Consider the following 25,935-nt stretch of genomic DNA (forward strand, 5'->3'; position numbering starts at 1 on the left):
GCCCTGATAAATAAGACGGCGGATCTTACTGAATAGTGCGTACTTTGACAAGTCAAAGGCAGCCGAAAACAGGCGCTATCGGGGGCTCGGGTCAGCGCGTCCGTAATACGGCAAGATTCTTCGGCAGGCGGCGCATCACTTCCACTGCAGAAAGAGGTGCGCAATTATGCAGATTGCGCGGAGAATTTCAACACGATTTACACCGACCCACCATTTTTGAGGAGCTTGCAATGGATTACCGCCAACTCGGCCGCAGCGACATCAAGGTCAGCAGCCTGTGCCTGGGCACCATGACCTGGGGCGAGCAAAATACGGCCAGCGAGGGCATGGCACAGATTGCACGTGCTAAAGCGTATGGCGTCAACTTCATCGACACCGCTGAAATGTACCCTGTGCCGCCGCGCGCTGAGACTTACAGCAAGACTGAGCAGATCATCGGCGACTACTTCAAACAGCGCGGTGATCGCGCCGACTGGGTGCTAGCCAGCAAAATTGCCGGCCCTGGTAATGGCATTGGCTACATTCGTGACGGCCAACTCAAGCATAACCGTGCACACATTGTTGCGGCCCTAGATGCCAGCCTCAAACGCCTGCAAACCGACTGGATCGATCTGTATCAGCTGCACTGGCCAGAGCGACCGACCAACTACTTCGGTCAACTGGGCTATCAACATCATGACAGCGACTTCACGCCCCTTGAGGAAACGCTCGAAGCACTGGATGAGCAAGTCAAGGCCGGCAAGATCCGCCACATCGGCCTGTCCAATGAAACGCCTTGGGGCACCATGAAATTTCTACAACTGGCCGAACAGCGCGGCTGGGCGCGCAGCGTTTCCATCCAAAACCCCTACAACCTGCTCAACCGCACATTTGAAGTGGGCCTCGCAGAAATTGCCATGCGCGAGCAATGTGGCCTTTTGGCCTACTCGCCCCTCGCATTCGGCATGCTCAGCGGCAAGTACGAAAACGGCGCACGGCCTAGCAATGCGCGTATTAGCTTGTTTAGCCGCTTTACCCGCTATACCAATCCGCAGTCGGAGGCGGCTTGCGCACGCTATGTCGCGCTGGCCCGCGAACATGGCCTTGATCCGGCGCAGATGGCGCTGGCCTTTGTCACCGCGCAGCCGTTTGTGACCAGCAACATCATCGGTGCCACCAGCCTGGCGCAATTAGACAGCAACCTGGCCAGCAGCGACCTGAAGCTATCAGCCGAGGTGCTGGCGGGCATTGAAGCCATCCACAAGGCGCAGCCCAACCCCGCCCCCTGACCAGCTCATTGATATAAAAAAGCCCGGCAATCGCCGGGCTTTTTTAATTCAGAAATGATTACAACGAACGCGCAATGATCTCTTTCATGATCTCGTTGGTACCCGCATAGATGCGCTGCACACGCGCATCTGCCCAGGCACGCGCCACCGGGTATTCCCACATGTAGCCGTAACCACCATGCAACTGCACGCACTCATCCAGCACTTTGCACTGCAGGTCCGTGCCCCAGTATTTGATCATCGCCGCTGTCGGCACATCCAATTTGCCCTGCAGGTGCAGTTCAAGGCAACGATCAACAAAGACCCGGCCAATCTGAATCTCCGTGGCCATTTCTGCCAACTTAAAGCGCGTGTTCTGGAAGTCCGCCACCGCCTTGCCAAAGGCTTTGCGCTCACGGGTGTAATCGAGCGTCCACTTCAGCGCCGCCTCGGCCGAAGACAACGCGCCGATGCCGACAGTCAGCCGTTCCTGCGGCAGTTCCTGCATCAGGTAGGCAAAGCCCATACCGGCCTGACCCAGCAAGTTCTCCTTGGGTACACGCACGTCCTGGAAGAACAGCTCGGAGGTGTCCTGCGCCTTCATGCCGACTTTTTCCAAACGCTTGCCTTTGGAGAAGCCCGGCGTGCCCGCCTCAACCAGAAACAGGCTGGTGCCCTTGGCCCCGGCCTTCGGATCGGTCTTGGCCACGACGATCACGAGGTCGGCAAGAAAACCATTGGTGATAAAGGTCTTCGAGCCGTTGATCACATACTCGTCGCCGTCCAGCACCGCCGACGTTTTCACGCCCTGCAGGTCGGAGCCTGCACCCGGTTCAGTCATGGCGATGGCGGTGACCATTTCACCGGACACCAGTTTGGGCAGGTATTTCTGCTTCTGCGCCTCGGTGCCGTAATGCAGGATATAGGGCGCGACGATGTCCGAGTGCAGAGAGAAACCAATGCCGGTCAAACCCAAACGTCCGACCTCCTCGATCACCACTGTGCTGTAGAGAAAATCAGCGGCCATGCCGCCGTACTCCTCAGGGATGTGCGAGCAGAGCATGCCGGCCTCGCCCGCCTTGTTCCACAACGCGCGGTCGATATGGCCATCCTTTTCCCATTGGTGATGAAACGGCACAGCTTCCTGCTCAAGAAACTTGCGCACTGTGTCGCGAAACTGTTCGTGCTCGGAGCTGAAGATCGTTCTTGGGATCATGACTACACCTGTTCGTGGGCGTGATTAAACGTGGCTCGACTTTAGCCAAGCAAACGCTTGGTTACACTGGACACAAGCGCCAATAAATAAGACGATCCAGCCAGCTCATGACCACTTAGCCTTAATAAGAATACTAAATATGCCAAACACGTCATCCGCACTGCTGCGCCGCGTCAGCATCCTGGCCACCGAGGGTGTATTCGCCTCCACGCTGATGCAGGCCAAGGATTTCTTTCATATGGCCAGCCTGCGTTTCGGCAAACAGCAGGGGCTGGGCCTGACACCGACCTTTGAAATTCACCTGGTCAGCCCTGACGGCCAACCGGTGCGCAGTTTCAGCGACGTGCTGATTCCGGTCGATGGCGCGCTGGCAGATGCCGATGTGATCATCCTGCCGGCGTTCTGGGATGATTTTGATGCCTTATGCCAGCGCCACCCGCAGGTGCTCAGCTGGCTCAAGCAACGTCACGCTGCGGGCACGGCCATCTGCGGGGAAGCCACCGGCGTATTCTGGATGGCGCAAGCTGGTTTACTCGATGGCAAGGAAGCGACTACTTACTGGCGGTTCTTTAACGAGTTTGCCGAGCGCTTTCCCAAGGTGCTGCTCAACCAGGAAAAGCACCTGTCCGACGCCGACAACCTGTATTGCGCAGGCGGTGTTACCTCGGCATGCGACTTGTATATTTACCTGATCGAACGCTATTGCGGTGCCAGCGTGGCGCAAGGCGTGGCGCGCGACATCCTGTATGAAGTGCAGCGCAACTATGCCCCCGGCCGCATCGGCTTTGGCGGGCAAAAACTGCACCACGACGTGACCATTCTGCAGATCCAGCAGTGGCTAGAAGACCACTTCGCCGACAAGTTCCGCTTCGAGGATGTTGCGCGCGAGCACGGCATGAGCATCCGCAACTTTATGCGCCGCTTCCAGACGGCCACCGGCGATAAACCGCTGCATTACCTGCAAAGGCTGCGCATCGAGACCGCCAAGGGCTTGCTCAGCGCCACCCGCAAAAGCATCAAAACCATCAGTTACGAAGTGGGGTACGACGACGCCAGCTTTTTTGCCCGGCTGTTTCGTCAGCACACGGAATTGTCGCCCAACCAATACCGCCGTCAGTTCCAACACAAAGACAGCCATGCTTAAGATCGGGCGGTAACACATCTGACCTGACAATCACCCGCGCAACTCATCCTTGGATGGGTGGGTTACGCCGTGCGGCGCTCTATGATCGGCGCATCCATAACTACAACAATCAGGTCATCGCCATGCGCCGCACTCTTATCGCCCTGCTTGCAGCCTGCAGCTTTAACGCTGTAGCCGCCGATAACTGGAAACCCTTCCCTCACGACCAGAGCGCCTTTGATTACTCAGGCGATAAGTTGCGCCAAGCTTGGCCGCAACTGACACGCGGTTTTGGCAACGACTATCCCTTCCCGGATGCCGACTGGGTCATCACCATGGCGACCCGACATCCACAAGTGCTGGAAAAAACCGTAGAAGCAAACATCGGCTTCAGCGGCAAACCCGAAGAGGCCGAAATTTACGCGGCCAAGTTGCAAGACGTTTGGCGCTTGATGTTCCGGGGCGATTTTGCCGAAGCCAAGGAGCAAGGCCTGGCGCTGGGTGTGGGCGGACAAATCCCGGCCATGTTCGCTCAAGTGGTCTATGCCCTTTTTCTGGTGCCTGATCAGGCCGAAAAACACAAACTGCTTGAGGAAGTGATCAGCTACACCGATCAGGCCGGCGAACTGGTGCAAGCCGACACCGCGGCCCAGTTTGGTCGCGTGTATGCCAAGGCGCGTCTGGGTGAAGAACTCTCCGTGCCGGTGGTGCTTCAGCGCGGCTACACCACGCAAATCCCTAACGAACTTAAAGCCCTACTCGCCAAGCACCCGCAACAGCCTTTTGCGCTGGCACTGTATGGCGGCTATGAAGCCGGGGTGATCCGTAAGGTCGGGAAAATGGTCGGGCGCATGACCTATGGCGTCAGTACCGACAACATGGAGCAGTACTTCAGCCGCAGCTTCAAGGCGCAGGACAATCTGCCCATCGGTCATTACGAGTACGCCAACGCCTTGATGTACGTTTACGGCGATGACGAGCAAGAAAAAGCCCTTGCACACCTCAAACGCGCGGCGTCGATCAAACCGATCAACGCCATGGAAGCGCTGGAAGTGGCGCACGCCAAACGCCTGCTGGCCCAGTTCGAACAAACCCTGGCGCAAAACTAACCCCGCCTAAACGAAAGAAGGCTGCCAATCGGCAGCCTTCTTCGTTTGGGGTTAACGCAATTACTGCTTGGCCCGCTCCAGCGGCTCCAATTGTGCCCACAGGGCCTGCGCCTCTTCCGTGAGCATGGAGTAACTGCGGATATCACCGTTGCGTTGCGCCTGCATCGCCTCTTCCAGCTTGGCACTGTATTGCTTGCGTAATTTCTTCGCAGGGTCGCTCTTGAACAAACCGAACATACTCAATGCCTCTGTCGAGAAGGATTACCCGGTCAGGTAGAACAACAGCTTAATCCAGCTAAACAGCCAGCAGACGGCTCAGATGTAACAAGCTGATAACACCTTGGTTTAACTCACGCTCTGCTCGCGTAGCGTCTGCAAGGCCTGCGACATTTTTGCCGCAGGCACACGCTGCAAGCTGCACAGCAGATCGTGGGAAATCTCGGCAATGCCATGCCGCTCGTGCAATAAGGCCGCCATAAAGCAGGTGAGGTTGGCCGCCATCTCGGCGTCGGCCAGTGCGCGGTGCGCCTTGCCGGTGTCCGGCAGCCCCACCCAACGATTCAGGTTGCCCAGCTTGTGACTGGGGGCCATCGGCAGCAGTCGGCGCGACAGTAACAACGAGCAGGCAAACGGCTGCACGCGCTTACGACGAATAAGCGCCAGCTCGGCATCCCAAAACTTCTGATCAAAACTGGCGTTGTGCGCCAGCAGCGGTCGCTCGCCGACAAACTCAGCGACCTCCTGCATCACCTGCGCAGCAGGCGGCGCGCTGCGCACCATGGCATTAGTGATGCCGGTGAGCTGCTCAATAAAGGGCGGCACCCAGGCACCGCTGTTCATCAGGCTCTGGTAACGCGCCACAATCTGCCCGCCCTCGACGATCACCACGCCTATTTCCGTCGCGCGCGCCTGCTGAGCAGGCGACATGCCGGTGGTTTCAAAGTCGAGTACAGCAATGGAATCAGCCAGCATTAATCAGTTTCTCAGCAACAGACTGCCTTCAATCGGCACATAACGACTGGCCGCGCGCACCAACGATTGCGCCGTCAGCCCCGGCACACCGTACGCGACGGCCTCAACGCCATAACTGCCACGAATCTTGTCCAGCAACAGGTCGAAATCACCGTCACCGGAAGCCAGCACCACCTCATCCACACGCGGCGCGGCGTCCATGATGTCGATGGTGATGCCCACATCCCAATCGCCTTTGGCCGAACCATCGCTGCGCTGGATAAACGGCTTGAGCTTCACGCTAAAGCCGAGGTTGCGCAGGATCTGCTGAAACTGCTGCTGCTTGTGATCGCCACGGTCGATGGCGTAGGCATAGGCCTCAACAATCTGCCCGTGCTGACTGATGTCCGCCCACAACGCGGCGTAATTGAAGTGGCAGCCATAGGCCTGGCGCACGGTGTAGTAGAGGTTTTGTACATCGGCGAAAACGGCGATTTTCTTCACCGGTAATCCTCATAGCAGGGCAATAAGCGCCAGGCAGTATGCCAGAAGGCAACCTACAACGACCGAAGCAACGGCCAAACGCGCATCACAGAAAAACCTGGCCACGTTTGTGCGCCTGAAGAAATTGGAGCACCCGCAGCAATCGGCTAGAGTGCGCTGGCTCCTTCCTACGCATGCGACCACGATGAACATACTCACTGCCCTGCGCGACGCCTGGTACTTCTTTACCCATAACCTGACGGCCATTGCCTGCCTTTGCTTGCCGTTGATCGTTTTGGAAGGTTTGCTGCTGCAGCAGGTCGACCAGCTGACGGATTCGGCGTCGACGTTGCAGTGGCGCTTGCTGGCGGGGCTGCTGTTTTATCCGATCTACAGCGCGGCGCTGATCCTGTTTTTGGATGCGCGCAGCCGGGGCGCATCGCCACGCCTGCTCGACTTGCTGGCAGCCGGCCTGCGCCTGTGGCCAAGCTTTGCCCTGCTGGCGGGCATCAGCACCTTTGCGATTGTGCTGGGGGCTTACCTGTTTGTGCTGCCGGGGCTGTGGCTGATGGTCAAGCTGGCCTTTGCCGAATACCTGTTGGTACTGCGCGGGCTCAGCCCACTCAAAGCGCTACAGGAAAGCTTCACCCTCACTACCGGCTATTTCTGGCCCATGCTCGGCTGCATCCTGGGCATCATGTTGCCGCTGTGGCTACTGGATGGCTGGAGCCAAAGCAACCCGGCCTTCGAAAGTAATGCACTGGCGAGTTTGGCGCTCGATTGCCTGAGCCGCTTTGCGCAACTGTTCTCGACCGTGGTGCTGTTCCGTTTGTTTATGCTGCGCAGCCTCAAAGCCAACAGCGAATGACCGCGACGCGCTCAGCGCGGTGGCTTTAGACCGGACAAACGCGGCAGCAAGATACGCTCAAAAACCCGCGGGAAGAAACGCGCCAGAAGCCGGGCTCGCCAGTCGACATTGGACAGTACCAGCAGCCGACGCCGTTTCAGCGCGCCCTGAAAAATGGCTTCGGCCACATCCTGTGGCGATGCCACCTGCCCCATCGCCAGCGGCGGCTGCGCGGCCACCGAGCCATCGCCCACCAGCGCATTCTTGCGCAGGTCGGTGGCGGTAAAACCGGGGCACACCAGCATCACATTGACGCCCGAGCCTTTGAGCTCAAAGCGCAGCGTTTCAAACAACCCATGCAAGGCATGTTTGCTGGCGTTATAAGCGCTGCGGTAGAGCAATGGGGCAAAGCCGGAGAGCGAGCTGAGCACGATGATCTGCCCACCACGCGCGATCAGGCTGGGCAAGGCGGCCTTGGTACAGTGCAACGCGCCGAAATAGTTGACGGCCATGATGCGCTGGAAAACAGCCAATTCCGTGTCGGCAAAGCTGCTGCGGTGGGTGATGCCGGCATTGTTGACCAGCACATCAATGCCGCCAAAACGCTCAACCGTCAGCGCCATGGCTTGAGCCACGGCGGCGGCATCGGCCACATCGCACAGCACGCCCAACGCTTCGACGTTGTGGTGATCGGCCAGGTGCTGCACCAGGCTGTCGAGCGCCTGCTGCTGCAGGTCAAAAATCACCACGCGTGCACCGGCTTGCGCCAGACGCATGGCCAGTGCGCGGCCGATCCCGGCACAGCCGCCAGTAATCACCACCACCTTGCGGTCAAACACCTTATTGGCGAACACCTTGCGGTACATATATGGCCCCTGTGTCTGCTTCGCGGTGCATTTACTACACCTTGTTGGCGACGCCTCTGCAACCACCTGCGACCGTTTGAAGGCGCAAGCCCGCGCACAACATGCCGTGCGAAAACCCGCTGGTCAGATCGGCATACGCACGCATCTCCGGTATGCTCGTTCGCTCAGCATAGTCCAGCCATAAGCGATTCCGTCCATGTCACTGCCCCGCCCTCTGCGCCTGTTTTTACTCAGTGTGGCCAGCCTGGTCTGCGGCACAGCAGCCTTGATTTACAGCCTGACCTGGCACCCCGCTGCGCGCGAACGCGCCGACGTAAACTGCCCGGCCAGCGCACCGATCTTGCAACCTGGCCAGGCCTTGAAAGTCATGAGCTGGAATGTGCAGTACCTGGCGGGCAAGGGCTATGTCTTCTGGTACGACCTGGCTGACGGCAGCGGACCCGACCGGCGCCCCAGCGCTGCCGATCTAGCCATCACGCTGGATGAAGTGACCCGCGTATTACGCGATGCGCAGCCCGATATTATTCTGCTGCAAGAACTGCACAACGGCGCCAAAGCCACGGACTACCAAAACCAACTTGCCCTGCTGCAAGAGCGCCTGAGCGACCTCTACCCTTGCAGCACACAGGCTTTTTACTGGAAGGCGGCCTTCGTCCCGCACCCGAAAATTCTGGGCAGCGTCGGCATGCAACTGGGTACTCTCAGCCGCTTTCAGATCAACCGCAGCGAACGCCTGCAGTTGCCCAAGATGCCCGCCGACCCCATCAGTCGGCAGTTCAATCTCAAACGCGCCTTGCTGGTGAGTCATTTGCCAATTCGCGGAGGTGGCGAACTGGCGGCCATCAACACCCACCTGGATGCCTTCGCACAAGGCAACGACACCATGCAGCGTCAGGTGGCGATGACCCGCAGCCTGCTTGACCAACTTCAGGCCGAGGGCACGCCCTGGGTACTGGGTGGCGATTTCAACCTATTGCCACCCGGCCAATATGCCAGCCTGCCCCCCAGCCAACGCAGTTGGTACAGCCCCGACAGCGAATTGCAGAGCCTGGCCGAACGCTTTGCCATGGTGCCGGCGCTGCACGATGCCAACGGCGATGAGCAAGCCCGCTGGTACACCCACATTCCTAACGACCCGGCGATCAAGACCGCGGACCGCACCCTCGATTACCTGTTTTACAGCCCGCAACTGACCTTGCTCGACGCCCATGTGCGCCAGCAGGACACGCTGCGCATCTCCGACCATTTGCCCGTGGTCGCGCGGTTTTTATTACCCACTCAAGACTGAGTTTTACTGCAAGGTTCTGGACAAAGCCCGGCGCGCCTGGCCATATTCAAACTGTCACATTACCCACATAAAAGACGGCTTTAGCCGCGGTGCCTAACCCCCAATGCCACAGTTACTCTGCCTTATGCTGCTTGCCGCGCTGTACAGCGGGAACTGCATCGCTACTGACGCCAATGACCCACGCCCAGTGGTGCAGGTTGGTTTTTACGAGTTTCCGCCTTACTCCTACAGCGACAGCCAGGGCCGCCCTCAGGGAGCCATCCTCAAACTCAGCGAACGCCTGCTGGAACATGCCGGCTACCGCGCGCAAGTGCGCTCCTATCCCAGCGCGCGGCTGTATAACGGTCTGGAAGAGGGCACCGTGCATGTCTGGCCCGGCGCGGCGGGAAAAGTCGCGCTGCGCGAACACACCCTGGAAAGCCGCACCACGCTCGGCGAGATCGTCCTTAATCTGTACTTTCGCCGCGACACGCTAATGCCGCGCCTACCAGAGGACCTCAAAGGCCGTGGCGTCATCGTGATCAACGGCTACACCTACTGGCAAGGCATCAACCAGATCCTGGCAGACCCCGCACTGGCCATCCAGCAACACCGCACCGGCACGCATACCGCCGCTTTGGAAATGCTGCAACGACGCCGCGGCGACTTTCTGCTCGATTACCAAACCCCGGTGGATCAGGCGCGCACGCGTTTGGGCATGTCCGAGTTGCCGTATATCGAGCTGCAACGTATCCCCACGAAATGGATCGTCTCGCGCCACGCTCCCGGCGCCGAAGCGCTGCGTGACGCACTGGACCGGGCCTATGCCGAACTGCAGGCGGCCGGCGAAGACCTGCGCCTGCCCTAAAACGCGCTGATCCATTAGCCGCAACGCTTACTTGCGCGGCTTAGCCCGCGCGGTGGGCTCGGCGATCAGCGGGTCATCGGGCCAGTAATGTTTGGGGTAGCGCCCTTTTAAATCTTTCTTCACCTCGGCATAGGTGCTGCGCCAGAAGTTGGCCAGGTCTTGCGTGACCTGCACCGGCCGGCGCGCCGGCGACAGCAGATGCAATTTCACCACCTGCCGGCCGCCGGCGATGCGCGGTGTATCCGCCAGGCCGAATAACTCCTGCAAACGCACCGCCAACACCGGCGGCTGCTCGCTGTAGTCAAGACTGATACGCGAGCCGGACGGTACGTTCAGGCTGCGCGGGGCCAGCTCATCAAGGCGCTGCGGCAAGGGCCAGGGCAGTAGGTTGTGCAAGATGCCGGACAGGTCCAGGTTGGCGAAATGACTGAGCCGGGTGACGTTATCCAGATAGGGTTGCAACCACTGCTCCAGGTTGGCCAGCAACACCGCATCACTGACATCCGGCCACTCGCTGGTCTGCGCCGCGCCAAGGTCCAAGGCGCGTAACAACGCCACTCGCGCTTGCCACTGGCGCAACTCGGGCGTCCACGGCAGCAGCGCCAATCCCTTGCGCCGCACCAGGCCGAGCATGGCCCGGCTACGCTGCTGCGCATCCAGCCCGGTCAGCGCTTCACGCGCCAGCACCAGCTCGCCGACTTTGCGCTGGCGCTCGGCCAACAGCGCGCCTTCGCGCTCATCCCAGTCGAGTACCTCCAGGGTGCTCACCTGCTCCGCCAGCACGTTGTCAAACAACTGCGGTTGCAGTTCCGCCGCCAGGTAGATGCGCTCCTCGCGCTGCCCCAGCCGACTGCCGAGATCCGCCACCACCAGCCAGCGGTGTTTCATCAGCCCATCGGCTTCGGCAAACAGCGCTGCGCGGCCATTGGCCAGGCGGTATTCAGCGCCACCGTCACGGCGTTGCTGGGCGATCCGATCGGGATAAGCAAAGGCCAACAACGCGCCCAACCAACGCGGATGCTCAGGGTCACTGACGGTCTGCCGACTCGGCAGTTTTTTCAGGTAGCCCTGAAACTGCCGCGCCAGTTGCCGCGCGCGCTGCACCGCCCCCTGAGCGCCACGGGCCGCACGCGCCTCCCCCGCCAACAGGGCCAGACGGCTGTGCAGGTCTGCCCCCACACCCCGCAGCAGGTCACGCTCGCCGAGCAAGGCGGCGAGGTCACAGGCCAACGCGCCCAAACCCAACGCCTGACCGCGCAGCAACAAATGCGCAATACGCGGATGCGTCGGCAGTTCGGCCATGGCCTGGCCGTGCGCCGTAATCCGGCCTTGGGCATCCACCGCACCGAGGCGCACCAGCAGGTCCAGGGCCTGGGCATAGGCGGCCGCAGGCGGCGGATCAAGCCAGATCAGCTCAGCCGGGGTAACGCCCCAACGCACCAGTTGCAGCGCCAATCCGGCCAGATCAGCCTGGAGGATTTCGGCGCTGCTGTAGGCCGCCAACTGCTCATGCTGGGCCTGCGACCACAAGCGATAACACACGCCGGACTGCAAACGACCGGCGCGGCCGCTGCGTTGAGTGGCCGAAGCCCGCGAGATGCGTTGCGTGTCCAGGCGGGTCATGCCGCTGTTGGGGTCAAAACGCGGCACCCGCGCCAACCCGGCATCGACCACCACGCGCACGCCGTCGATGGTCAGGCTGGTTTCGGCGATATTGGTCGCCAGCACCACTTTGCGCATGCCGGGCGGTGCTGGATCGATGGCGGCGCGCTGAGCGTTTAAATCCAACTCGCCGTGCAAGGGACAGAGCAGAATATCGGGCCGCCCCTCCAGGGATTGCGCCAACTGCTCAGCCACCCGGCGAATCTCAGCCTGACCGGGCAGAAACACCAAGAGGCTGCCCGGCTCGTCTGCCAGCGCCTGCAACACGGTTTGCAGCACTTTCGGCTCGACCCATTCGCCCACCTGCCACGGTGCGCCCCAGCGAATATCGACCGGGAACATGCGCCCTTCGCTGCGCAGCACCGGCGCATCGCCCAGCAAAGCGGCCAGACGTTCGCCTTCTAGGGTGGCGGACATCAGCAGCACTTTCAGTGGCAGCTCGCCGGATTCAGGCCCGCGCAGCATGGCCCGCCCGTTAAGGGTCAGCGCTAGGGCCAGATCAGCATCCAGACTGCGCTCGTGGTACTCATCGAAAATAACCAGCCCAACGCCGTCCAGCGCCGGATCGTCCTGCAGCCGCCGGGCCAGAATGCCCTCGGTCACCACTTCAATGCGGGTACGCGGGCCGACCTTGCTGTCCAAGCGAATGCGATAACCGACGGTTTCGCCAACCGTTTCCCCCAGCTCACTGGCCAGCCGCTCCGCCGCTGCCCGCGCGGCCAAACGGCGCGGTTCCAGCATGATGATGCGCTGCCCTGCCAGCCAAGGCTGATCCAGCATGGCCAGCGGCACGCGGGTGGTTTTACCGGCACCGGGCGGTGCTTCCAGCACGGCTTCATCACGCAGCGACAAGGCCTGGCACAACGCAGGCAGCAGCACATCAATAGGCAGGGAATTCATGCAGGCTCCAGTTAAGGTCGGCGATTATAACGGCGAACCTGTTGGCCATTGCTGCTGTCTGAACTGCAGGCAATGTTGACGGCAGGCAAGCGCAGTCGCCGAGCAACGCCCGACGCAGCAGCATTGCCACGCTGGCATTGATATAGTTGCGCCACTTTTTCCAAGGAGATGTTCAATGCGCACCCAAACCCGCGTTATCGGTGGCCTTCTCGTCGCCACCCTGTTCACCCAACTGACCGCCTGCGGCACGCTGTTTTACCCGGAACGTCGTGGCCAGATTGAAGGCCGTATCGACCCGGCCGTGGCGGGGCTCAATGCCATCGGCATCCTGTTTTATGTCCTGCCGGGGCTGATTGCCTTTGGCATCGACTTTGCGACCGGAGCCATCTACCTGCCTGGCGGACTGACCTCACACGTCGATCCGCAAAAGCTGGAGAACCTGGTCGATGCCAACGGCCAGATTGATCGGGCCAAGCTTAAGGCGCTGATTGAGCAGCAAACTGGCCACAGCCTGCCCCTTGACCAACCCAACCTGATGCAACACCACGGCAGCGCTGAGCAATTGGCCCTGTACGGGCTGCGCCCAGCCGCCTGATGCACCTTAAGCCCGCCTTCACGGCGGGCTTTTTCGCGCTAGCATTGCTCAAAACTGCCTTGCCTTCGGAAACCCTGTGAACACACCCCCGCAACACGCACGCCTAATGCGCTTGGCCACTTATGCGGCATTAACTGCTGCCCTCAGCCTCGCGCTGGCCAAGGCGGTCGCTTGGTGGCTGAGCGGTTCAGTCAGTTTGCTCGCCGGGCTGACCGACTCACTGCTCGACGGTGCCGCGTCGCTGCTTAACCTGATCGCCGTGCACTATGCCCTGCGCCCGGCTGATGACGACCACCGCTACGGCCACGGCAAGGCAGAAGCACTGGCCGGGCTGGGCCAGGCCTTGTTTATCGGGGCCAGTGCGCTCTTGGTGGGCAGCCATGCCATTGATCGCCTGCTCAACCCTGAGCCATTGGGCGCTCCTGCGCTGGGCATTGCGGTGATGCTGTTATCGATTGCGGTCACGGTCGCCCTGTTGCTGTTTCAAGGACATGTGGTGCGCGTCACCGGCTCCACGGCGATTCGTGCCGACTCGTTGCATTACCGCTCCGACCTGCTGCTTAACAGCAGCATCCTGCTCGCACTGATACTCGCCAGCTACGGCTGGGCGCAGATGGACGCGCTGTTCGGCATCGCCATTGCGCTGTACATCTTCTGGAGCGCCATCAGCATTGCCCGTGAAGCCGCCACCGTATTGATGGATCAGGAGCTGGACCCGCAGATCAGCGCCGAGATGCATGAACTGGCCTGCGCCGTACCGGGCGTGCTGGGAGTGCATGACCTGCGCACACGGCTTTCCGGCACACGCTGGTTCGTCCAACTGCACCTTGAGTTACCCGATACCCTGAGCTTGCAAGAGGCGCACGAGCTTTGCGAGCAGGTCGAAGAAGCCATTCGTGAGCAGTTCCCGCGCGCTGAAGTGCTGGTGCACCCCGACCCCAGCAGCGTGGTCAAACACGCCTCCTCACCTGCCGTCGCCGACTAGAGCAAATACTCTAAAAGACCTAAACTGCTTTCGCCCCATCCCACACCACAATAAGAAGGAGCGAAACCATGACACTCACCGCCACTGCAATGGCCCTGCTTGGGCTGGTCGCCTGGCCTTTGCTGTTGATGTTTCTGATGATCAACCAGCGCGGCTTGCTGGTACTGAGCGGCAAGATGGCCGTGAATGCCTTCAACCCCGACGGCAGCAACACGCCCGGTGAGTTGGCCAAACGGCTGGTGCGGGTACACGCCAATTGCCTGGAAAACCTGCCGTTGCAGGCAGCCCTGCTGCTCTACGCCATTGCCAGCGCACAAACAGCCGTCACCGAGCCACTGGCGCTGGCCCTGCTCGGCGCACGCCTGGCGCAAGGCGTGGTGCACTTAATCAGCACCCGCCCGCTGTTTGTCTGGCTGCGCTTTGCCGCGTTCTTTGTGCAACTGGCGATTCTGGCCTGGTGGCTGCTGCAGTTCGCGGGCCTGGCCGGTTGAGTTTCAGCCGCGCACAAAAAAGGGAGGCCGCTGGCCTCCCTTTTTCGTGTCCGTCATTGTGGCGTTGATAACACCTTTTCGTCGCCCGCCTGGTTGGGCAGTGCGGACCCGGTTGCCGTGACGATCCGGTGGGATCGGCGGCGACCGCTCGCCTGATTGGGCGATGCGGCTGGACCTGTTGTCCGGGCCTTGAAGCTGGGTAAAGCTTACGCCTGCCAGCGCAGCAAAAGATTGCGAATATTGCTGATATGCGTATAACTTGCGCAACCAACAGCCAATTAACAAACATATTCAGCAATTTAAATAATATGCGTGGCAAATATGAACAAACTTGACCGCTACGACCTGAACATCCTCGCCGAATTACAGCGCGACGCCACCTTGTCGAACCAAGACCTGGCCGAACGCATCGGCTTATCACCCTCGCCCTGCTCCAGGCGGGTCAAACAACTGCAAGATGACGGTTTTATTCTCGGCCAGGTTGCCCTGCTCGACCGCAAACTGCTGGGCCTGAGCCTCACGGCTTACGTGCTGATTGGTATGGATCGACACACGCCTGAGCGCTTCGAGCACTTCCAGGCCGAAATCCGCAAGTGCCCGGAAGTGCTTGAATGCTGCCTGGTGACGGGGATGGATGCCGACTACCAACTCAAGGTTGTGGTGCCGGACATGGACCATTACCAAAAGCTGCTGCTGGGCACCTTGACCCGCATTGAAGGGGTTTCCAGTGTGCGCTCCAGCTTTGTGCTGCAGCAGATCTTGTCCAGCACACAACTGCCGTTGCAGCACCTGCGCGACTGATCGCCGCACCCCACGCGCCAGCAACTGCCTCGGCTATGACTGGGGCGTATACTCGCGCGCACAAGCTGACGTCGCAGGCATGCACGGCAACATCAACCAACGTCCGGCAACGCGCCGAGCCACTCCCGCTGTACGAGGCCCAAATGGAAACCGAACAATTTGAAGCCCTGATGATGTACGTCCTGGTGGGCGGGCTGATTGTGTTCATGTTCTTCATCATCTGGGACCTGGCGTAAAAGTCCAAAGCCGGCCGCCTCGGCACTGCCGTGCTGTTTCTCACCCTTGGCCTGTGCCTGTTCGCCTTTTTGGCCAAGCCAATCATCACCTACATCATCGAAACCGCTCGCGACATTCACGGTTAAGCGTTAATTTCAGCGCCCGTCGCGGGTGCCTCACGCCTTACACAGCGCGTCCAGAGACAGCCACGCGAACATTAGCCCTTACCCAGGAGTTTTCATGTCCCACGCCGATCTGGTGATGCAGAGCTATGGCCGCTGCTGTGCCAGCCCTGATTTTTTCGACAGCTTTTACCGCCATTTCCTCGCCAGTTCGCCGCAAATCCGCGAGAAGTTCACCAATACGGAAATGAGCGGGCAAAAACTGCTGCTGCGCCAAGGCATCCTGAATTTGGTGATGCACGCACGCGGCATGCCGGACACCAAATTGCGCGCCCTGGGCGCTTCGCATTCGCGCGAAGGTTTTGATATTCGCCCGGAGCTGTATGACCTGTGGCTGGAAGCGCTGTTGCTGACCGTCAGCGAACACGACAAACAATGCACCGCAGAAACCCGCCAGGCCTGGCGTGAGGTGTTGAACAAAGGCATTGCGGTGATCAAGGCCGGCTATTGATCAATCCAGCCGGGCCGGCACCTCACGCCACTGCCCCGGCTGCAAGCCATCCAGCGTGAACGGGCCGATGGCCACACGCACCAAGCGCAAGGTCGGCAAGCCGACAGCCGCCGTCATGCGCCGCACCTGACGGTTGCGCCCCTCGCGAATCACCAGTTCCAGCCAGGCGGTGGGAATGCTTTTGCGAAAGCGTACCGGCGGGTGGCGATCCCATAGCTGCGGCTCATCCAGCAGGCGGGCATCGGCGGGAAGGGTTGGCCCATCGTTCAATTGCACACCGTCGCGCAGTTGCTGCAATTGCGCGTCGCTCGGCTCACCTTCCACCTGCACCCAATAGGTTTTCGCCAGCTTGTGTTTGGGGTCGGCGATGCGCGCTTGCAGGCCGCCGTCGTTGGTCAGCAGCAATAACCCTTCGCTGTCGCGGTCCAGTCGTCCGGCCGGATACACGCCAGGCACATCGACAAAATCCTTGAGGGTGGCGCGGCCTTGCTCGTCATTGAACTGGGTCAGCACATCAAAGGGTTTGTTCAGCACCAGCAAGCGCGGCTCGGCAGGTGGTGCCTTGGCCACACGGCGCACGGCAGGTTTGCCACTGTGTGGGCGAGTGGACGCAGGGCGAGGTGGGCGTGACATAGAAGATCCAGCAAGCGGTGACGAGGCAGCCAGTGTAACCGAGGCCAAGGTTGGACTATCAGCCTGAGTGATCCGCGCTGCCTTGGTTGGTGTAGAGGGCTATGCTGGCGAGGTTGTGTTTCCCGTCCCGAGGCCATTGTTATGAGTTCGCCCGAATCCATTCTCGACACCTTCACCGGCTGGGCCGCCAAAGCCCCCGGTGCACCGCTCGAACAGTTCAGCTATGACCCCGGCCCACTGGGCGTCGAAGAGGTCGAAGTGGCGGTGGAGTACTGCGGCATCTGCCACTCCGACCAATCAATGATTGATAACGAATGGGGCATCAGCCGCTACCCGTTCATCCCCGGCCATGAAGTGGTCGGCACCATCGTGCGCGTCGGCGAGCAGGTGCGCGGCCTGAAACTCGGCCAGCGCGTGGGCATCGGCTGGTACAAAGGCAGCTGCATGCACTGCGGCTCGTGCATGGAAGGCGCGCATCAGCTGTGCGGCACCGTTAAACCGACCATTGTTGGCAGCAACGGCGGCTTTGCTGATCGCTTGCGCAGCCATTGGGCCTGGGCCATTGCCCTGCCAGACGGGCTGGACCCGGCCGTGGTCGGCCCGCTGTTTTGTGCGGGCTCGACCGTGTTCAGCCCGCTGCTGGACTTCAACGTTAAGCCCACGGACAAAGTCGGTGTGGTCGGCATCGGCGGCCTTGGCCACCTGGCGCTGGGCTTTCTCAATGCCTGGGGCTGTGAGGTCACGGCCTTCACCTCGTCACTGAGCAAACAGGACGAAGCCAAACGCCTGGGCGCGCACAAGGTGGTGGCCTCCACCGACAGCAACGCACTCAAAGCCATCGCCGGCAGCCTGGATTTTCTGCTGGTCACTGCCAGCGCTGACCTGGACTGGAACGCCCTGCTCGGCACCCTCAGCGGCAAAGGCCGCCTGCACTTTGTCGGCATCGTGCCCAGCGCCATCCCGGTGCACGTGTTCAGCCTGATCCCACAACAAAAGAGCCTGTCCGGCTCACCGGTTGGCTCGCCGAGCAACATGGCAACCATGCTGGAATTCTGCGCGCGGCATCAGATTGTGCCGCAGGTCGAACACTTCCCAATGAGCAAGGTCAACGAAGCCATCGACCACCTGCGTGCCGGTAAAGCGCGCTACCGCGTAGTGCTGGATGCCAGCAAATAAACTGAACTGAAATAAAAAGCCCGAGGCGAACACCTCGGGCTTTTTTATGTCGCCAAGCTCGGTCAGCGGAACGGCGGCTCATCGAAGCTGCGCAACTTACGTGAGTGCAGCGAGTTGAGCTGGTTGCGCATCAACTCCAGTGCGGCGATGCCAATGTGCAGGTGCTGCGTCACTGCGCGCTCGTAGAACGCGCCGGCCGCACCGGGCAGTTTGATCTCGCTGTGCAGCGGCTTGTCCGATACGCACAGCAGCGTGCCGTAAGGCACCCGCAGGCGATAACCTTGCGCGGCAATGGTGCCGCTTTCCATATCCACCGCCACGGCGCGCGACAGATTGATCAACGGCCGCTCCTGCGCCCAGCGCAGTTCCCAATTGCGGTCGTCGTAGGTCAACACGGTGCCGGTGCGCAGGCGTTTTTTCAGCTCATCGCCCTGCTCGCCCGTCACCATTTTGGCCGCTTCTTGCAGCGCCTGCTGCACTTCAGCCAGCGCGGGTAGCGGGATATGCGGCGGCAGCACGCGATCAAGAATGCCATCGCGACGCATATAAGCGTGGGCCAGCACGTAGTCACCAATGGTCTGCGACTGACGCAGGCCACCACAGTGGCCAATCATCAGCCAGCAATGCGGGCGCAGCACGGCCAAATGGTCGGTGATGTTCTTCGCGTTGGACGGGCCGACGCCAATGTTGACCAAGGTGATGCCGTGGCCGTCGGCCGTTTGCAGGTGGTAAGCCGGCATCTGATAGCGGTGCCAGATGACGTTCTCGATGATGGCCTGCATTTCGCCTTCGGCCATGCCGCGTTCGATCACCACATTGCCCGGCAGCACCATGCGCGTGAAGCGCGATTCGCCCACCAGCATGTCTAGGCCATGGCGAATGAACTGGTCGACGTAACGGTGGTAGTTGGTCAGCAGAATCCAAGGCTGCACATGCCGCCAGTCGCTGCCGGTGTAATGCACCAGACGGCGCAGGGAGAAATCCACCCGCGCCGCATCGAACAACGCCAGCGGCAGCGGGTCGGTGTTTTCCCAGTCATACAGGCCGTCGGCGGTGCCATCGGTGGCGGCCGACAAATCAGTGCTGGGGAACACCCGCGCCAACTCACCTGCCGTGACGCCACTGCCGGCCAACTCGTCGCCCTGCTCAACCACATAGGGGTAAGGAATATTCTGCTGGCTGATGCCCACTTCCACGCGCACGGTGAAGTCGCTCATCAGGGGCCGTAACTGCTCCAGCAGGTATTTGCGGAACGCCGCCGGATGGGTGACGGTGACGCTGTAGGTGCCTGGCACCTGCACCTTGGCATAGGCGCGCACGGTGGTCGGTACTTCGCCTTGGCACAGGTAAATCAGGCGCAGTTCAGGGTAGCGAAACAGGCACTGCTCGGCGGCATCGGGCTTAATGCGCTCTTTGAGGTAACGCTTGAGCGCACGACTCAAGGCACCTGTGGCTTGCTGGTGCAAGGCGGCCAGACGGTCCACCGCCTCTTCAGGGGTATTGGCGACAATAAAGTCATCGGAACACATGTTCACACGTCATCTTCCTGGCTGATCAGACAGGCTCTATCTTGCCCTGATCAGCCGCGTTTGCGATAGCGGGATGACCGGCAAAGACTACTTAAGCAGCGCGTGCAAATCCTCAGGCACCGCCTGCGGGGTCAGCGGCCCGACGCGTCGAGTGCCCGGATTGCCCAAGGGGACGAGGCCAATTAAAGACCCCAAGCTACCGGGGATGCGCAGCAGCTGCGCCAGGCCTTCAGCCCAGTCACGTTGACGCCACGCCCAGGCCAGCATCCATACATGGCTGCGCAAGTGCTCGCGAAAATAACGCTGCCCCAAAATATGCGCCCGCTCCAGATGGCGCAGCTCAGCCGCCGGGTCAATGCCGCGCTGCGCGCGGGCCAGTTGGTATTCCTGCCAGAAGGCCTGTTCACGGCTCATGGCAACACTCCTATAGTGATTGACGTCGCCAATGTGCAACTGCGGGGCGGCACATTGGTCAAGCACCCACAAGGATGCTTTGGAGATTACGCATGCCGCGCACGCTGCTCACCCTGATGCTGTGTTTACTACCCTGCACGCTACTGGCTGATAGCCTGGACGGTTACTACCTGACCACCCTGGATGGGCAACCGGCCGAAATGCACCTGCGCAGCCAGGATCAGCAGGTCAGTGGTGAATACATTGAAGGTCGCCGACTGCACTTGAGAATCAGCGGCCACTTCGACGGCCAGGTGCTCAACGCCCAGAGTCTTGACACGCAATCCGACCAGCCGATTGCCACCATAACCGCCACCTACGCCAACGGCGTTCTCACCAGCCATATCAGCGCGCGCAGCCCGGTGACAGGCGAAACGCTGGAGCGTCGTGCGGTGTTTAATCGACAGCGCTTCAGCGATGCCGCCATCACCAGCCAAGCCAACCGACAATTCCGCGACCCGGAACTGATTGGCACTTGGGTGCATGAGCCCATCACACAAGGCGAACACGCCAGCACGGCGTCAGAGAACAACCTGCTGATCCTGCAATTGGCGGTTTCTGGCCGCATTAACCAATGGTCCCGCAGCGCTGCAGACAACAGCGACTGGCATCCCGATGCACCGGGCGAACTGCACTACACAGGTCGCTGGCTGGCCAGCAATGGCTTGCAGGAAGTACAACTGCAAGACCAGAACGCCTATCAACCGACGGCGCGCTACCACTTCAGTGACGGCTATCTGGTGACCGAAAGCTCAAGCGGCACAAGACGTTGGCAACGCCAGCCCTAGCCTGAAACGGATCACCCGATCAAACATTGCCACTGACACGGCGAGCGCTGCCTAACCTCAGATAAGGTGCGGTGCGCTGCGCGCGATCAACGCGGCCGCATCAATGCCTCGGGCCAGGGTGCCGTAGACGCGCCCACCCTGCCCGCCCAGGCGACTGGCGATAAAGGCATCGCTCACCACGGCATTGCCGGCTTCCAGCAGCAGCTTGGCTTGCAGGGCCAGGGCCACGTCTTCGGTCAGTTGCCGGGCGCGGTATTGGATGTCGTCGGTGTCGCGGAAGTCCGCCTGGAGTTTTTCGATATGGGCTTTAAGGCGAGCATCGCCGTGGCCATTGCCAAGCTCGGCAAACAACGCGTCGAGCACGCCTTGCTCTTTCGACAAGGCGCGCAGCACGTCCAAGCATTGCACGTTGCCCGAGCCTTCCCAGGTTGAGTTGACCGGGGCTTCGCGGTACAGGCGCGGCAGGATGGTGTCTTCAACATACCCGGCACCGCCCATGCACTCGGCGGCTTCGTTGATCATCGCGGGGGCGCGTTTGCAGATCCAGTATTTGCCCACTGCCGTCACCAAGCGGGCGAATTTGTCTTCCTGCTCGTCATGCGGGTTATCCAGCGCCTTGCCCATGCGCAGGGTGAGTGCCAGCGCCGCTTCGCTCTCCAGCGCCAGGTCAGCCAGCACGTTTTGCATCAGCGGTTGCTCGCTCAGCACACGCCCCCCCACCTGACGGTGCGCGCAGTGGTGCGTGGCCTGGGTCAAGGCCTGACGCATCAGGGCGCTGGAACCGATCATGCAGTCGAAACGGGTCAGCGCGACCATTTCAATAATGGTCGGCACGCCCCGCCCTTCTTCGCCGATCATCCAGGCCAGCGCGCCACGGAACTCCACTTCGCTGGAGGCGTTGGACCAGTTGCCCAGCTTATTCTTCAGGCGCTGCACGTAGAACTCATTGCGCGTGCCGTCCGGGCGGTGACGCGGCAGCAGAAAGCAGGTCAAGCCCTTGCTGGTGTAGGCCAAGGTTAGGAAGGCATCGCACATCGGCGCGGAGCAAAACCATTTGTGGCCAACCAGCTCATAAGCTTGCCCTGGGCCGCCCAAGCCAATCGGATAGGCGCGGGTGGTGTTGGCACGCACATCAGTGCCGCCTTGTTTTTCGGTCATGGCCATGCCGATGGTTGCACCGGTTTTCTGCTCGATCGGCAGGTTGCGCGGGTCGTATTGCGTGGCGAGGATTTTCGGCAACCAACGCTCGGCCACATCGGCCTGCAATTTGAGCGCCGGCACACTGGCAAAGGTCATGGTCAACGGACAACCACTGCCAGCTTCGGCCTGGCTATGCAGGTAACTCATGGCCGCCCGCGCCACCTGAGCACCGGCGCGCGGATCGGTCCAGGGCATGGAGGGCAAGCCATGCTCAATGGCGGCGCTCATCAGCTGGTGATAGGCCGGGTGAAACTCCACCAGATCAATGCGCTGACCATAGCGGTCGTGGCTTTTGAATACAGGCTTGTTTTCGTTAGCGAGAAAGCCTGCCGTCATTAACTCGCCACCCGCCAGGGCACCATAAGCATCCAGGCGCGGCTCGGCCCAGTTGCCGCCAAAGCGCTTGGTCCACTCTTGCAGCGGCAGGTCAATGCGATAGAGGTTGGCACCGTCCAACGGCGGCACCTGATTGAAGACTTCGTGGGTTTCAGCGTGCTGGCTGGCATTCATGGCAGACATTCCTCTTCGGGCAATGGGGCGCCCACGGCGCGCAAACAAAAGGTGACCAGCGCGTGGCTGACGTGCGCCAGGCTGGGGGCGGGATAACCGGCTTCACGGGCAGCGCGGGCGGGCGGTGACAGCGGCCCAACCAAGGCCTCGGCGATGGCCCCGACCAGACAGGCAGCGGCCAGATTGACCTGCTGCACGTGGAACTGACCGGCAGCCACGCCCTCCTGCAACACGTCACAAAACAGTTCGGCGTAGGCTTCACGGTAGAGCAGGCGTTGCTCGTCGACTTGCGGCTCAACCGGCTCGGCGATCAGTGCAAACGCCAGACGACGGCTGTCCCAGGCCCGCGCAGCGAAGCGCTCAACCCCTTCGGCCAAACGCTGCGCTGGGCTGCCGGGCCCGGATAGGATCTGCGCCAGGGCGTCGACCTCACGCTGGCTGGCCAGGGCAAACACCTCGGCGGCCAGTTCGCCCTTGTTGCGCACATGCCGGTAGAGGCTGCCGGTGGCAATGCCAACATCATCGGCCAGGGCCTGCATGGTCAGGGCGACAAAGCCGCCCTCAGTCACCCGCGCCAGCGCCGCATTGATAATGCGCTCACGCAGGGCCTGATCCTGATCGAGACGTTGGGCGGTGGTGCGGTAGGCCATGATCTGAATCCTGATTCACTATTGCTTGAGTGAATCAGGATTCAGACTATGAAAAAAGCGCTATTCCGGGCACTTAGGCGGGTATTTCAGCCAAGCGCGCCGGTGCGCTCTTGTGCTCATTAGGCAGGCAATGCGGGCAAGGACTACGTAACGCACGGCTCACCCCTCGCGGCAAAGCACCCAGTCCTGCAGCAGGTGCTTGAGCTGCTCGAACTTCATCGGCTTGGCCAAGTAATCACTCATACCCGCCGCCAGGCAACGCTCGCGATCGCCGCTGTGGCTGTGGGCGGTGATTGCCAAAACCGGCAGGGTTTGGCAGCCCGGCAGGTTACGCAGCGCACGGCAGGTGGCGAAACCATCCATCACCGGCATCTGGCAATCCAGCAGCACGGCATCGATTTTTTCATTGCGCAGTACGTCCAGCGCCTGCGCGCCGTTATCCGCCGTGCGCACCTGATACCCCATCTTCAGCAGCATGCCGCGCGTCACCAGTTGGTTGATGGCGTTGTCTTCCACTATCAATACGCAGCACTGTTCGGGCTCGCGCAAAGCAGGACCGCTGACGCGAGGCGGCATCGGCGAGGTGACGGCGCGCTGCACGGGCATGGCCAGCGGCAGCTCCAAACGGAAACAGCTGCCCTGCCCCGGTTGGGATTCGTGACTCAAATCGCCACCCAGCAAATCAACCAGTTGCCGGCAGATCGCCAGACCAATCCCCAGGCCGCCATATTCGCGGGTCATGGAACCGTCCAGTTGATGGAAGCGCTGATACAACTTGCCGTCAGCCGGCGTGGTAAAGCCAACGCCGCTGTCGATCACCTCGATGCGCAGCGGCAAGGTTTCGTCAGCGCTACCCGCGCGGCTCACGCGCACCCGCACCTCGCCGTACAGGGTGAATTTAAAGGCGTTATCCAGCAGGCAGTGCAGGCTTTGCGTGAGCTTTGCGGCATCGCCTTCGAGGGTATCGGGCAGGCTTTCGTCCAGTTCCAGGATAAACCGCAGGCCTTTTTCAGCGGCGCGCGGCGCGTACTGCGCCCGCAGACCATCGAACAAACCGCGCAGGCTAAACAGCTCACGGCGTGGGTACAGTCGCCCGGCTTGCAGTTCGGTGAGGGTGAGGATGTCGTTGACCATGCGCATCATGTCGCGGGCCGAACCGGCGGCGGTTCGCTGGTAATGCGCCAGCTCGCCGTCGAGATTAAGCATCTGCATCAATTCCAGCGAACCGATCACGCCATTCATGGGGGTGCGCAGTTCATGGGTGACGGTGGCGAGGAACTCATCCTTTAAACGGTTACTGTTGGCCAGTTCCTGGTTGAAGGCCTCCAGTTTGACGCTGGCTTCCTGAAGAATGCGCGCACGCTCTTCTTTCATAGCATTGATACGATCAGCCAGGGCCAGCGACAACAGAGCTACTTCCAGCGCTGAGCCAATCTGGCTGGCGTACATGGTCAGGAACATATTCGGCAGATAGCCGAGCACCATCATCGTATTGATCACCCCGCCCGCCAGAAAGGCACTCCAGGCGATGATGAAATAGCGCGCCACGCGCATACCGCGCAGCCAAGCCAATACCCCCGCAATGAAAATCACCACGGTAAACAGCAGCGCCAGATAGGTGGCCAGGCGCAGCGCTAAACCATAACTGGCAGCCACCGCGAGGGTCATGACTCCAACACCGCAGCCCATCAGCAACAGCAGGCTCGGTCCACCCAAGGGCTGTGCGCACCGGTATGCAGGAAGGAGCGGGCAAACTGACAACCAAACAGCGCCGCAGCACCGATCATAAAAGGTGTGGCGGCGTTGGCCCACCATGGGTTGTTTGGCCAAAAATACTCAATGGCCGCCCCGTTGACCGAGAGCTGATAACAACCAAACGCCGCGATATAGAGGATGTAATACAGGTAGCTGGTATCACGCACACTGAGGTAGATAAACAGGTTGTAAATCAGCATGACCAACAGCACGCCATAAATCATGCCCAGGGCATAAATCCGCGCGGGTTGTTCTTCTATATAAGCATTTGGTGCCCACAGGGTGAGCGGTGCCTGGATCGAGCCCTGGCTTTCCAGACGCAGGTAAACGCTCTGCTTTTGCCCCGGTGTAAGGTGCAGTTCAAACAGGTAGTTGTGCTGTTTGATCTCACGGCTGTCGAAGGGCAAGGCATCGCCCGTGTGCTGGCGTAAGTGATAGCGCCCTTGTGCATCAGCCACGAACAGTTGCAGATCATCCAGCGGCGGGTAGGCCAGTTCCAGTAACCAAGGACGTGGGCCGGTCGCCTGCTGCGGGCGGTATTCCAGGTCCAGACGCAGCCAGAACACCGACCGCGAGTAACCAGCGTTCAGTACGCTTTTATCATGCTGGCGAAAACTGGCCTGTAACGCCTGCGAGCTGACGTCTTCAATACTGGCGTCGCCGCGCACATCCTCGAACACCAGCATGTCCTTGCCAAGCGGCAGGCTGCGTGTGTTTTCGTCGAAAACCAATGCACCGGCCAACCCTGGCAACAGCATAAAGAAACACAACAGGATGTAATGCATACAGCTCAGCCGGGTAAGCCCGCAGTGCCCTAGAGCGCTGCTGACGCGGTTATTGGGGAATGATGGCACTCTAGCATAGGCATTTATGCCATCGCCCCAGGAAAAGCACAGCGCGACCTGCACCTTGAGTGGCGGGGTACGTCCTTTAAGCGAAGGCTTTTTTGCTCAATCGGTCGCTCGCTGCCAAGCGCCACAG

24 protein-coding genes and 2 pseudogenes are annotated in these 25,935 nt (G+C 60.7%); 14 read left to right on the forward strand and 12 right to left on the reverse strand.

Translation table 11 applies throughout. The annotated features are described in order from the left end of the window. Positions 1–230 precede the first annotated feature (230 nt). Positions 231–1,268 carry an NADP(H)-dependent aldo-keto reductase gene (locus AUK77_RS11765; protein WP_296129871.1) on the forward strand — a complete coding sequence of 346 codons (1,038 nt, stop codon included), beginning with the start codon at positions 231–233 and terminating at the stop codon, positions 1,266–1,268. A 58-nt stretch (positions 1,269–1,326) separates the two neighbouring features. Here the strand turns inward: AUK77_RS11765 and AUK77_RS11770 are convergent, their stop codons facing one another. Next, the gene (locus tag AUK77_RS11770) at positions 1,327–2,463 is read right to left on the reverse strand and encodes an acyl-CoA dehydrogenase family protein (RefSeq protein ID WP_296129873.1); all 1,137 of its coding nucleotides are present in this window, start codon (positions 2,461–2,463) and stop codon (positions 1,327–1,329) included. A gap of 238 nt (positions 2,464–2,701) precedes the next feature. On the opposite strand from AUK77_RS11770, the gene AUK77_RS11775 reads away from it, so the two are divergent. Continuing rightward, positions 2,702–3,607 carry a GlxA family transcriptional regulator gene (locus AUK77_RS11775; RefSeq protein WP_296129993.1) on the forward strand — a complete coding sequence of 302 codons (906 nt, stop codon included), beginning with the start codon at positions 2,702–2,704 and terminating at the stop codon, positions 3,605–3,607. Between the two features lie 122 nt (positions 3,608–3,729). Next, a complete protein-coding gene (locus AUK77_RS11780; protein WP_296129874.1) occupies positions 3,730–4,695 on the forward strand; it encodes a hypothetical protein in 966 nt (321 codons plus the stop codon). A 60-nt stretch (positions 4,696–4,755) separates the two neighbouring features. Here AUK77_RS11780 and AUK77_RS11785 read toward each other — a convergent pair whose 3' ends face one another. From AUK77_RS11785 to AUK77_RS11795, 3 genes are all read right to left on the reverse strand, one after another. Continuing rightward, positions 4,756–4,932, reverse strand: coding sequence for a DUF6435 family protein (locus tag AUK77_RS11785; protein ID WP_143003799.1), 177 nt, complete (start codon positions 4,930–4,932; stop codon positions 4,756–4,758). A 108-nt stretch (positions 4,933–5,040) separates the two neighbouring features. Beyond that, positions 5,041–5,667, reverse strand: coding sequence for a 3'-5' exonuclease (locus AUK77_RS11790; RefSeq protein WP_296129876.1), 627 nt, complete (start codon positions 5,665–5,667; stop codon positions 5,041–5,043). Positions 5,668–5,670: 3 nt separating this feature from the next. Next, entirely contained in the window at positions 5,671–6,150 is a 480-nt protein-coding gene (locus tag AUK77_RS11795) for an NYN domain-containing protein (RefSeq protein ID WP_296129878.1), read from the reverse strand. A 184-nt stretch (positions 6,151–6,334) separates the two neighbouring features. Here AUK77_RS11795 and AUK77_RS11800 point away from each other — a divergent pair, with 184 nt between their 5' ends. Next, positions 6,335–6,997: a hypothetical protein gene (locus AUK77_RS11800; protein ID WP_296129879.1), complete on the forward strand. Its 663-nt coding sequence runs from the start codon at positions 6,335–6,337 to the stop codon at positions 6,995–6,997. An 11-nt stretch (positions 6,998–7,008) separates the two neighbouring features. Here the strand turns inward: AUK77_RS11800 and AUK77_RS11805 are convergent, their stop codons facing one another. After that, a complete protein-coding gene (locus AUK77_RS11805; RefSeq protein WP_296129882.1) occupies positions 7,009–7,842 on the reverse strand; it encodes an SDR family oxidoreductase in 834 nt (277 codons plus the stop codon). A gap of 196 nt (positions 7,843–8,038) precedes the next feature. On the opposite strand from AUK77_RS11805, the gene AUK77_RS11810 reads away from it, so the two are divergent. Together AUK77_RS11810 and AUK77_RS11815 are read left to right on the forward strand one after the other, a co-directional pair. Further along, positions 8,039–9,130: an endonuclease/exonuclease/phosphatase family protein gene (locus tag AUK77_RS11810; protein WP_296129885.1), complete on the forward strand. Its 1,092-nt coding sequence runs from the start codon at positions 8,039–8,041 to the stop codon at positions 9,128–9,130. 103 nt (positions 9,131–9,233) lie between these two features. Continuing rightward, positions 9,234–9,977 (forward strand): transporter substrate-binding domain-containing protein, encoded by a 744-nt coding sequence (locus AUK77_RS11815; protein ID WP_296129886.1) that lies wholly within the window; start codon positions 9,234–9,236, stop codon positions 9,975–9,977. Between the two features lie 27 nt (positions 9,978–10,004). On the opposite strand, the gene hrpB is transcribed toward AUK77_RS11815, so the two are convergent. Continuing rightward, complete coding sequence (gene hrpB / locus AUK77_RS11820; RefSeq protein WP_296129889.1) at positions 10,005–12,539, reverse strand: ATP-dependent helicase HrpB; 2,535 nt, start codon at positions 12,537–12,539, stop codon at positions 10,005–10,007. 175 nt (positions 12,540–12,714) lie between these two features. Here hrpB and AUK77_RS11825 point away from each other — a divergent pair, with 175 nt between their 5' ends. The 6 genes and pseudogenes from AUK77_RS11825 to AUK77_RS11850 all read left to right on the forward strand — a co-directional run bounded on the left by AUK77_RS11825 (position 12,715) and on the right by AUK77_RS11850 (position 16,260). Further along, a complete protein-coding gene (locus AUK77_RS11825) occupies positions 12,715–13,134 on the forward strand; it encodes a polyribonucleotide nucleotidyltransferase (RefSeq protein ID WP_296129921.1) in 420 nt (139 codons plus the stop codon). 106 nt (positions 13,135–13,240) lie between these two features. Continuing rightward, positions 13,241–14,119 carry a cation diffusion facilitator family transporter gene (locus tag AUK77_RS11830; RefSeq protein WP_296129996.1) on the forward strand — a complete coding sequence of 293 codons (879 nt, stop codon included), beginning with the start codon at positions 13,241–13,243 and terminating at the stop codon, positions 14,117–14,119. Positions 14,120–14,187: 68 nt separating this feature from the next. Then, positions 14,188–14,610, forward strand: a complete 423-nt coding sequence (locus tag AUK77_RS11835) for an MAPEG family protein (protein ID WP_296129923.1) — start codon at positions 14,188–14,190, stop codon at positions 14,608–14,610. 321 nt (positions 14,611–14,931) lie between these two features. Continuing rightward, entirely contained in the window at positions 14,932–15,411 is a 480-nt protein-coding gene (locus AUK77_RS11840) for an Lrp/AsnC family transcriptional regulator (RefSeq protein WP_296129926.1), read from the forward strand. Between the two features lie 143 nt (positions 15,412–15,554). Then, positions 15,555–15,773, forward strand: a pseudogene (locus tag AUK77_RS11845) (DUF2788 domain-containing protein). 94 nt (positions 15,774–15,867) lie between these two features. After that, the gene (locus tag AUK77_RS11850) at positions 15,868–16,260 is read left to right on the forward strand and encodes a globin (protein ID WP_296129929.1); all 393 of its coding nucleotides are present in this window, start codon (positions 15,868–15,870) and stop codon (positions 16,258–16,260) included. Here AUK77_RS11850 and AUK77_RS11855 read toward each other — a convergent pair whose 3' ends face one another. Further along, a complete protein-coding gene (locus tag AUK77_RS11855; RefSeq protein ID WP_296129997.1) occupies positions 16,261–16,830 on the reverse strand; it encodes a pseudouridine synthase in 570 nt (189 codons plus the stop codon). Positions 16,831–17,034: 204 nt separating this feature from the next. On the opposite strand from AUK77_RS11855, the gene AUK77_RS11860 reads away from it, so the two are divergent. After that, a complete protein-coding gene (locus AUK77_RS11860) occupies positions 17,035–18,069 on the forward strand; it encodes an NAD(P)-dependent alcohol dehydrogenase (protein ID WP_296129932.1) in 1,035 nt (344 codons plus the stop codon). Positions 18,070–18,131: 62 nt separating this feature from the next. On the opposite strand, the gene amn is transcribed toward AUK77_RS11860, so the two are convergent. Both amn and AUK77_RS11870 read right to left on the reverse strand, forming a co-directional pair. After that, positions 18,132–19,598: an AMP nucleosidase gene (amn, locus tag AUK77_RS11865; protein ID WP_296129999.1), complete on the reverse strand. Its 1,467-nt coding sequence runs from the start codon at positions 19,596–19,598 to the stop codon at positions 18,132–18,134. A gap of 87 nt (positions 19,599–19,685) precedes the next feature. Beyond that, the gene (locus AUK77_RS11870; protein WP_296129934.1) at positions 19,686–20,012 is read right to left on the reverse strand and encodes a DUF3703 domain-containing protein; all 327 of its coding nucleotides are present in this window, start codon (positions 20,010–20,012) and stop codon (positions 19,686–19,688) included. Between the two features lie 92 nt (positions 20,013–20,104). Between AUK77_RS11870 and AUK77_RS11875 the strand changes: the two genes are divergently transcribed. Beyond that, positions 20,105–20,839 carry a hypothetical protein gene (locus AUK77_RS11875; RefSeq protein ID WP_296129936.1) on the forward strand — a complete coding sequence of 245 codons (735 nt, stop codon included), beginning with the start codon at positions 20,105–20,107 and terminating at the stop codon, positions 20,837–20,839. Between the two features lie 57 nt (positions 20,840–20,896). Here AUK77_RS11875 and AUK77_RS11880 read toward each other — a convergent pair whose 3' ends face one another. The 3 genes and pseudogenes from AUK77_RS11880 to AUK77_RS11890 form a co-directional block, all read right to left on the reverse strand. Next, positions 20,897–22,549, reverse strand: coding sequence for an acyl-CoA dehydrogenase family protein (locus AUK77_RS11880; protein ID WP_296129939.1), 1,653 nt, complete (start codon positions 22,547–22,549; stop codon positions 20,897–20,899). Beyond that, positions 22,546–23,199 carry a TetR/AcrR family transcriptional regulator gene (locus AUK77_RS11885; protein WP_296129942.1) on the reverse strand — a complete coding sequence of 218 codons (654 nt, stop codon included), beginning with the start codon at positions 23,197–23,199 and terminating at the stop codon, positions 22,546–22,548. Before AUK77_RS11885 ends, AUK77_RS11880 begins: the two co-directional genes overlap by 4 nt. A 159-nt stretch (positions 23,200–23,358) precedes the next feature. After that, positions 23,359–25,739, reverse strand: a pseudogene (locus AUK77_RS11890) (7TM diverse intracellular signaling domain-containing protein). Positions 25,740–25,935 lie beyond the last annotated feature (196 nt).

The sequence above is a fragment of the Pseudomonas sp. Ga0074129 genome (genome assembly GCA_001465025.1).
Taxonomy (GTDB): Bacteria; Pseudomonadota; Gammaproteobacteria; order Pseudomonadales; family Pseudomonadaceae; genus Aquipseudomonas.

Excerpts from the sequence above, each read along its gene's own strand:
- AUK77_RS11825 (WP_296129921.1), top strand. The coding sequence starts at position 12,715 with ATGCGCACCCAAACCCGCGTTATCGGTGGCCTTCTCGTCGCCACCCTG.
- AUK77_RS11800 (WP_296129879.1), top strand. The coding sequence starts at position 6,335 with ATGAACATACTCACTGCCCTGCGCGACGCCTGGTACTTCTTTACCCAT.
- AUK77_RS11870 (WP_296129934.1), bottom strand. The coding sequence starts at position 20,012 with ATGAGCCGTGAACAGGCCTTCTGGCAGGAATACCAACTGGCCCGCGCG.
- AUK77_RS11780 (WP_296129874.1), top strand. The coding sequence starts at position 3,730 with ATGCGCCGCACTCTTATCGCCCTGCTTGCAGCCTGCAGCTTTAACGCT.
- AUK77_RS11830 (WP_296129996.1), top strand. The coding sequence starts at position 13,241 with ATGCGCTTGGCCACTTATGCGGCATTAACTGCTGCCCTCAGCCTCGCG.
- AUK77_RS11840 (WP_296129926.1), top strand. The coding sequence starts at position 14,932 with ATGAACAAACTTGACCGCTACGACCTGAACATCCTCGCCGAATTACAG.
- AUK77_RS11775 (WP_296129993.1), top strand. The coding sequence starts at position 2,702 with ATGGCCAGCCTGCGTTTCGGCAAACAGCAGGGGCTGGGCCTGACACCG.
- AUK77_RS11850 (WP_296129929.1), top strand. The coding sequence starts at position 15,868 with ATGTCCCACGCCGATCTGGTGATGCAGAGCTATGGCCGCTGCTGTGCC.
- amn (WP_296129999.1), bottom strand. The coding sequence starts at position 19,598 with ATGTGTTCCGATGACTTTATTGTCGCCAATACCCCTGAAGAGGCGGTG.
- AUK77_RS11810 (WP_296129885.1), top strand. The coding sequence starts at position 8,039 with ATGTCACTGCCCCGCCCTCTGCGCCTGTTTTTACTCAGTGTGGCCAGC.
- AUK77_RS11880 (WP_296129939.1), bottom strand. The coding sequence starts at position 22,549 with ATGAATGCCAGCCAGCACGCTGAAACCCACGAAGTCTTCAATCAGGTG.
- AUK77_RS11765 (WP_296129871.1), top strand. The coding sequence starts at position 231 with ATGGATTACCGCCAACTCGGCCGCAGCGACATCAAGGTCAGCAGCCTG.
- AUK77_RS11815 (WP_296129886.1), top strand. The coding sequence starts at position 9,234 with ATGCCACAGTTACTCTGCCTTATGCTGCTTGCCGCGCTGTACAGCGGG.
- AUK77_RS11835 (WP_296129923.1), top strand. The coding sequence starts at position 14,188 with ATGACACTCACCGCCACTGCAATGGCCCTGCTTGGGCTGGTCGCCTGG.
- AUK77_RS11770 (WP_296129873.1), bottom strand. The coding sequence starts at position 2,463 with ATGATCCCAAGAACGATCTTCAGCTCCGAGCACGAACAGTTTCGCGAC.
- AUK77_RS11805 (WP_296129882.1), bottom strand. The coding sequence starts at position 7,842 with ATGTACCGCAAGGTGTTCGCCAATAAGGTGTTTGACCGCAAGGTGGTG.
- AUK77_RS11860 (WP_296129932.1), top strand. The coding sequence starts at position 17,035 with ATGAGTTCGCCCGAATCCATTCTCGACACCTTCACCGGCTGGGCCGCC.
- AUK77_RS11875 (WP_296129936.1), top strand. The coding sequence starts at position 20,105 with ATGCCGCGCACGCTGCTCACCCTGATGCTGTGTTTACTACCCTGCACG.
- hrpB (WP_296129889.1), bottom strand. The coding sequence starts at position 12,539 with ATGAATTCCCTGCCTATTGATGTGCTGCTGCCTGCGTTGTGCCAGGCC.
- AUK77_RS11785 (WP_143003799.1), bottom strand. The coding sequence starts at position 4,932 with ATGTTCGGTTTGTTCAAGAGCGACCCTGCGAAGAAATTACGCAAGCAA.
- AUK77_RS11885 (WP_296129942.1), bottom strand. The coding sequence starts at position 23,199 with ATGGCCTACCGCACCACCGCCCAACGTCTCGATCAGGATCAGGCCCTG.
- AUK77_RS11790 (WP_296129876.1), bottom strand. The coding sequence starts at position 5,667 with ATGCTGGCTGATTCCATTGCTGTACTCGACTTTGAAACCACCGGCATG.